General features: G+C 32.6%; 6 protein-coding genes and 1 pseudogene. All 7 read left to right on the top strand.

The annotated features are described in order from the left end of the window. Positions 1-109 precede the first annotated feature (109 nt). The 7 genes and pseudogenes from ACTQ16_RS16235 (at position 110) to ACTQ16_RS16205 (ending at position 7,451) form a co-directional block, all read left to right on the top strand. A complete protein-coding gene (locus ACTQ16_RS16235) occupies positions 110-1,315 on the top strand; it encodes an ATP-grasp domain-containing protein (protein WP_441938470.1) in 1,206 nt (401 codons plus the stop codon). Beyond that, positions 1,315-2,289: a hypothetical protein gene (locus ACTQ16_RS16230; protein WP_441938469.1), complete on the top strand. Its 975-nt coding sequence runs from the start codon at positions 1,315-1,317 to the stop codon at positions 2,287-2,289. Before ACTQ16_RS16235 ends, ACTQ16_RS16230 begins: the two co-directional genes overlap by 1 nt. After that, positions 2,286-3,569: an ATP-grasp domain-containing protein gene (locus ACTQ16_RS16225; RefSeq protein WP_441938467.1), complete on the top strand. Its 1,284-nt coding sequence runs from the start codon at positions 2,286-2,288 to the stop codon at positions 3,567-3,569. Before ACTQ16_RS16230 ends, ACTQ16_RS16225 begins: the two co-directional genes overlap by 4 nt. A gap of 7 nt (positions 3,570-3,576) precedes the next feature. Further along, positions 3,577-4,479, top strand: a complete 903-nt coding sequence (locus ACTQ16_RS16220; protein WP_441938466.1) for an NAD-dependent epimerase/dehydratase family protein — start codon at positions 3,577-3,579, stop codon at positions 4,477-4,479. 90 nt (positions 4,480-4,569) lie between these two features. Continuing rightward, on the top strand, positions 4,570-5,286 hold the full coding sequence (locus ACTQ16_RS16215) for an acyltransferase (protein WP_441938464.1): 717 nt from the start codon (positions 4,570-4,572) through the stop codon (positions 5,284-5,286). Further along, positions 5,283-6,302: a hypothetical protein gene (locus ACTQ16_RS16210; protein WP_441938462.1), complete on the top strand. Its 1,020-nt coding sequence runs from the start codon at positions 5,283-5,285 to the stop codon at positions 6,300-6,302. Before ACTQ16_RS16215 ends, ACTQ16_RS16210 begins: the two co-directional genes overlap by 4 nt. After that, positions 6,286-7,451 (top strand): annotated as a pseudogene (locus ACTQ16_RS16205) (lipopolysaccharide biosynthesis protein). The gene ACTQ16_RS16210 and the pseudogene ACTQ16_RS16205 overlap by 17 nt, the downstream one beginning before the upstream one ends. Positions 7,452-7,534: the final 83 nt, after the last annotated feature.

Genomic DNA, 7,534 nt, shown 5'->3' with positions numbered 1-7,534 from the left:
TTTTGCAACACTAAGATAAGTGAAAATTCTGACATGGCAAAATCCTGGGCAACTTTTTGTTGCTCAGGAACTTATAAATAAAGTTAAATTATAGTGTTGCGGAATTAAGGTGAAACAGAAAAAAATAATGCTCTTAGGAGGCATTAGATATTTGCTCCCTGTAATTAAAGCTGCTCATGAACAAGGCTATTATGTAATTACAGCTGATTATCTTCCAAATAATATTGCCCATAAATATTCTGATGAATATGTTAATGTAAGCATTATTGACAAGGAGGCTGTCTTGAAGGTAGCACGAGAAAAGCAGATAGATGGTATTATGTCTTTTGGTGTGGACCCTGGTGTTGTTGCAGCTTCATATGTACAGAATAAAATGGGATTACCATCATTTGGCCCATTTGAGTCTGTTGAGATACTTCAAAATAAGGATAAGTTCCGTGCTTTTTTAACAGAAAATGGCTTCAATGTACCTTGGGCTTTTGGCTTTGCAAGTAAGGAAGAAGCGTGGAAATCACGTTCTAAATTCTCATATCCTCTTATTGTAAAACCAACCGACTCTGCAGGAAGTAAAGGTTGTACTCGTGTAGATTCAGAAGACGAATTAATGTCTGCTATTACTTATGCTTTCAAATATACAATTAGTGGTCATATAATCATAGAAGAGTTCTTGGAAAAGAAAGGTTGTTCATCTGATACAGATAGTTATGCCCAAGATGGTAAGTTAAGATTCGTAAGTTTTTCTGCTCAACGTTTTGACCCAAATGCAACAAATCCTTATACCCCTGCAGCTTTCTCTTGGCCTTCAACCTTTACTAAGGAAGAAGAAGAGTATCTTACAAATGAGATTCAGAGACTAATTACTCTTCTCGGTTTAAAAACATCAGTTTTTAATATCGAGACAAGAGTAAGTCCAAATAATAAACCATATATAATGGAACTAACCCCACGTGGAGGTGGTAATCGACTATGTGAAATGCTTCGTTATGCAACAGGTGTTGATATGATAACTGCCATAACACGAGCAATGGTGGGCGATGAGCCAAATGTTATAGAACAGAAGCCGTATAATGGGCATTGGGCAGAGATAATACTTCATGCTGATAAAGATGGAGTTTTTGAAGATATACATATAGATCCTTCTCTTCCTGCAGATATCATAGAAAAAGATCTTTGGGTAAAATCTGGAGATTATGTTCATGGTTTTGAAGCTGCTAATGATGCTATTGGAACATTGGTACTTCGTTTTGATAATGCACAGGATTTAGAGAAAGCGTTAACAAATCAATCTTCTTGGCTTAAAGTTGTGGTTAAATAATGAAAGTAATTGGCGGATATTTTGAATTAGCTGATATAGAGCAAGCTAATAATTTTCCACATAAGAATGGCATATTACTTAATACAGGACGTAATGCTTTAGAGTATATTCTCTCCTCAATTACGGACGTAAAGCTTATCTATTTGCCATATTTTACTTGTGAAGTTGTACTAGAGCCAATTAAACGATTAAATATTCCTTATCGTTTTTACCATATTAACCCAAGGCTCGAAATAGCTGATAGTATAAATCTTCAAAAGGATGAGTATATTATTGTCAATAATTACTTTGGTATAAAAGACTTATATATTCGTTCTTTATATGCGAGATTTAAAGAACGTATTATTGTCGATTGTGCACAAGCTTTTTATTTTCCTATAGTCACAGGTCTTAAAGCTTTTTATAGTACACGTAAGTATGTAGGTGTTGCTGATGGAGGAATCTGTTATCTTGGCAACGAAGTTGGTGATGACATTATGATGTATGAAGAGGAACAAACCGTTCTACATTCAGATCATCTCATCATACGTAAACTCCAAGGAGCAGAAGCTGGTTTTAAAAACTTTCAAGCAAATGAAAAAGCGTTAGACTATCTACCAATCCGTAGAATGTCTTCAATTACAAAAGAAATTCTTCTCAATATTGATTATGATAAGATTAAAGTGCGACGAATTTCAAATTGGAATGTTTTAAATAAAGCTCTATCCGATACCAATCAATTACAAACACCACTTGTTTCTGATTTTGAATGTCCGATGGTTTATCCTTATGTTGTGGAAAATGGATTGAAAGTTCGTCAAAAACTCATTAAAGAGAAAGTGTTTGTTGCAAAATACTGGCCAAATGTTGATGAATGGCTAGGAGATGATGCTTTAGAGACTTGGATGGCAAATAATCTTCTTCCTTTACCTATCGATCAAAGATATGGAAAAGAAGATATGGAAAGAATAATTAATATAATTAAAACTATATGATAAATAAGAATCTCAAAGGAATGCGCCTTCTCGTTATGGGAGGAATGCGCATATCATGTGAAATAATTCGTAAAGCTCAGGAGTTAGGAGTTGTTGTTGGTGTTGCTGATTATAATACTGTTGAAGATTCACCAGGAAAGAAAATTGCTGATGAGCATTATGAGGTAAATATTACTGATGTTGATGCTGTGGTTGAACTCATTAAAAAAGAAGATTTTGATGGCGTCTTTGTGGGTTTTAATGATATGCTTTTACCTTTTTATGCTGAAGTATGTAGAAAAGCAGATCTTCCATGTTATGGAACGAAGGAACAGTTTGAGGTCTTAATAAGTAAGGATAAGTATAAATCGTTATGTCGTGATTTTAATGTTCCTACAATAGAAGAATATTCCATAAACGATACAACTATTAAATATCCTGTTCTTGTAAAACCTTGTGATAGCAGTGGATCACGTGGTATTACAATTTGCCATAGCAATGAAGAATTAAAGTTTGCATATGAAACGGCTTTGAATGCATCCAAAACAAAGAAGGCTTTGATAGAGCGTTATATGGATGGACGAGAAGTTACTGTTTTCTGGGTATTCCAAAAAGGTGAATACTATCTTGCTGGTCTTGCGAATAGACACGTGAAGAAAAATCAAGGTGAGGATATAATTCCGCTTCCAGTAGGTTATACCTTTCCATCTGTCTTCTTGTCTAAATATAGAGAAGAGGTTGAAGAAAACTGCAAACGAATGTTCCATAAATTAAACATTCAGAATGGAATGATGTTTATGCAATGCAAGGTAGAGGATGGTACTTGTTATGTTTATGATATTGGATACCGTTTAACAGGTTCTTTGGAATACAAGATTCTAGAAAGAGTTTGTGGATATAATCCATTAGAAATGATGATATGTTATGCGCTCACAGGAGATATGGGTGAACCTGACCTTAAAGAGAAAGCTAATCCTCTGTTCGAAACTCCTGCATTTAATGTTTCCTGCTTATCCTCGCCGGGAATAATCAAATCTATAACAGGTATTGATGAAGTAAAGCAATTTCCTCAGGTAATAGACGCTGTTATGGCTCATGTTTCAGGAGAAACTATTACAGAACAAATGAGAGGATTGCTTGCTCAAATCACAATAAGAGTATTAGGTACAGCGAACGATAAGGGGACATTGTTGCAAGTGATGCAAAAGATCAATAATACAATACATATTGTTGGAACTAACGGTGATGAACTTATGCTTCCAGGCATTGAATTTAGTGATATAGATGGTTATCTCTTATAAAAAAATAATGAAAACAATTATAATTACAGGAGCATCGGGATTGGTTGCAACTCAGTTGACAATAGATTTGTTAGATAAAACTGATTATAGAATATTGTTGGTATCAACTCATCCTGAAGCAATTTCAGAACGATATGAAACTTTTGGGGATAGAATACTTTATTTTTCTCTATTTGATTTAGAAAAGTATATTGATGAAGGTAAAAGTGTGGATTGTTGTATAAATGCAGCTTTCGCTCGTTCTAGTGAAGGAATAAAGCTAGTTTCTTCGATAGAATTTACCATATCTCTTATCAATATTCTGCTAAAATCGAATTTGAAGTCTTTTGTTAATATCTCATCTCAAAGTGTATATGGAAAGAATCAGAATAATAGCGTGGAAACTACTATTTTAAATCCTGATTATTTATATGCATTTGGTAAATACACTACAGAGGTGATAACAAAGTTGATGTTTCTAAAAAGCAATGTGAATTGGACTAATATACGCCTTGCATCCGTTTGTGAGAATGCACGCTTTATGAATATCTTTGTAAAGAATGCGCTTACCGGTGTACCAATTCATTTGACAGCAGGAAATCAAGGCTGTTCGTTTATTGACGTACGTGATGTATCTTCAGCGTTGCAAACAGTTATAATGGCTGATAATTGTCGTTTTGAGGAGGCTTATAATTTGGGTACCGGCGAAATGTTTACTATTAGACAAATTGCAGAAAAAGTAAAGCTCATAGGTGACGAATGTTATGGTACCTCTGTTATAATTACTGAAGAAGAATGTAACAATCAGCAGCATGTTGGAATGGATAACAAATTATTCACCAATACATTTAATTGGACCCCATCTTATGGCATGGATGAGATGATAAAATCTTTATATGAGATGAATAGTAAGAGGGGGGGAAATTCCTAAAGCTTTTAAAATAGTATATCATTTATAAAAGTGTAAACTATGATCAGATTGTGGCAAGTTATTAAGTATGGATGGAGGCATTCTGCTCAAATGATACCATCAACAAGTAATATTCTTACTCATTGTATGATATTTCTTGATATGCTTTATTGTTTTTTTATCTATAAGATGTGGAGTAATCAATATCTAAAGGAGAAGTTTTATTATCTCAGTAATGAAGAACGCCAAAAGATAGGAGGGCAATATAAGATTATAGGGAAAAAAAGAGACGCATGGCAAAAAGATTTCCGTAAAAATAGAAACTTTTTGGTTAGATATAGTGCTATAAAATACGAGAAAGCGTCTTTGCGCAGCAAGCGTAATAAAGCTTATATGAAACGATTTAAGACAGGTGAGAAGTTGATGGTGGAAAATGATGTTAATATAAGTCGTCAACATTATCTAAATGGATGTATAAAAATTGGTAAGAATGTTCTCCTTGCTAAACATGTGTTCATTGACTATTCTGGAGAAGTTATAATTGGTGATAATGTACAATTGACTAATGGTGTAATAATAGAAAGTCACTATCATCCATTCCATTCAGATTATAAAGAATCTAGGTCTGTTGTAGAGCAATCATCTATAAATATAGGCGATGGTGTAGTTATTGGGTCTAGAGCCATTATTATGCCGACTTGCCATTATATAGGTAAATTTGCTCGTATAGGTGCAGGAGCTGTTGTAACTAAAGATATTCCTGATTATGCTATTGCTGTTGGGGTACCTGCAAGAGTAATACGTTTTCAAGATAAAGAAATGATATGAAATATCCTGATTTTACAGTGTGTGTAAGATGTATGACCTATAATCAGTCTAAGTACATTGAGGATGCGATGAATGGTTTTACGATACAACAAACCGATTTCCCATTTGTTTGCTGTATTGTGGATGATGCTTCTACAAATGGAGAGCAGCTAGTAATTAAGAATTATTTAAAAAAGTATTTTGATTTCACGGATACTTCGGTCTCATATTCTCAAAGTACAGATTATGCTTCAATCATCTTTGCTCAGCATAAGGTGAATATAAATTGCTATTTTGCAGTCTTGTTTTTGAAAGAGAATTTGTATTCTAAGAATATGGGGTATAAAAAAATGGAATATATTTCTGTATGGCGCGATAAATGCAAGTATGAGGCAATATGTGAAGGTGATGATTATTGGATAGATCCGCTTAAACTTCAAAAGCAGGTAGTAATTTTAGAAAATAATAGTAAAGTTGGTTTGGTTTATACGTCTGCAAAACAATATAATGAGAATTTTAAAAAATATAGTTCTTCCATTATTGGTAAAAGATTATTAAGTAAACAAGCTTTATATATTTCAAATGAAATACCTACATTAACAGTAATGTATAGAAAAGACTTGATGGATTTGTATTTTAAAGAGATTTGTATACCAAACCTTTTAATGGGTGATTATCCTATGTGGTTATATTTCAATGAAAAAAGCAAATTATACTTTTTGGATGAAACTACAAGCGTTTACCGTGTTTTGGATAATTCCGCATCTCATTCTAAGTCAGTTCAGATAACTTTTAACTTTGAAGAATGTGCTTTTAGAATTAGAAAATATTTTGTTGATAAATATCACCGAGAAAATATAACCTCCTTAATAGATAAGGAATATGTAAAACGCATTCTATATTTTGGAGCTTTATATCAGGAAGGTATTTCAAATCCGATATGCTACTTAAAGGAAAAAGGTTTTTTTAAGTTTAGATATGTATATATGTATGTTAAATATATTTTAAATTATTTGCGTTATGCATTCATTAAATAGATATGATTCTTTTAAAGTATTTATTTGGAGTGGAATTGAACGTTTTTCAGTACAAGGACTTCAATTGATTTTGACTATTATTTTAGCTAGACTTTTGTCTCCTTCTGATTATGGAATTATTGCAATGTTATCGATTTTTATTGCATTATCTAATGCAATAATTGATAGTGGATTTAGTAATGCCTTAATACAAAAGAAAGATGTTTCCGAGAGTGATTACTCCACAGTTTTTTTATTAATATAATTTTGGGTATTTTAGTTTCGGCTTGCTTGTTTCTTTGTGCACCATATATAGCTGATTTTTATAATTCTCCAATATTAAATGAAGTTACTCGTTGGACATCTCTAAATTTGATTATAACTTCTTTTTGTTTGGTTCAAAGAACCAAAATGACTAAAGAGTTAAACTTTAAGAGTCAGGCAAAGATTAGTTTGGTATCTACACTAATTTCGGGCAGTCTTGGAGTATTTTGTGCTTATATAGGAATGGGAGTTTGGAGTCTCGTTATACAAACTTTAGTAAGTAATTTTATTTTAACGGCTTTATTTTGGATATTGAGTAATTGGAAACCGCGACTAGAATTTTCTTTCAAGTCTTTTAGGGAATTGTTTTCTTTTGGCTCCAAATTAATGCTTACAGGATTGTATGGACCATTTTTTGAAAACATGTATTCTATTTTTCTTGGAAAGTTTTATAAAAGTAGCATTTTGGGGTACTACAACCGGGCTTATACTATAGTTCAATTTCCTTCATCTAATTTGACTGGAATTTTAAATAGGGTCTCTTTTCCAATGTTAAGTTCTATTCAAGATAAGTCTGATGAACTTTCTAAAAAGTATAGAATAATGATTAGGCTGACAGTGTTTTTTGTATTTCCGATGATTTCTTTATTATTTGTTACTGCGGAGCCATTTGTGATGAAGGTTTTAGGGCCTCAATGGGAACAATCAATTGTTATAATTAAGTTGTTATGCCTTTCATCATTACTTTATCCAATAATTTCATATAATATAAATATCTTGTTGGTTAAAGGAAAATCTGGCATGCATTTAAAATTAGATTTAATAAAAAAAATCTTCTCATTAATGGTTTTATTAGTAACTATTAAGTTTGGATTGACTGTAAGCGTCCAAAAACGGATTTGGTGATTTGAGAAAGAAGATGTAACTTTGTCGCCAGTAATTTTAAACGTAAGTAAAATGTACAGCGACAAAGACTTTCAGACATTCTG

Origin of the sequence: Prevotella sp. LCP21S3_D2, assembly GCF_052118345.1 — a bacterium.
GTDB lineage: Bacteria > Bacteroidota > Bacteroidia > Bacteroidales > Bacteroidaceae > Prevotella.
Note: the sequence above shows the minus strand (reverse complement) of the source record. Positions and strands in the feature narration are given on the sequence as shown.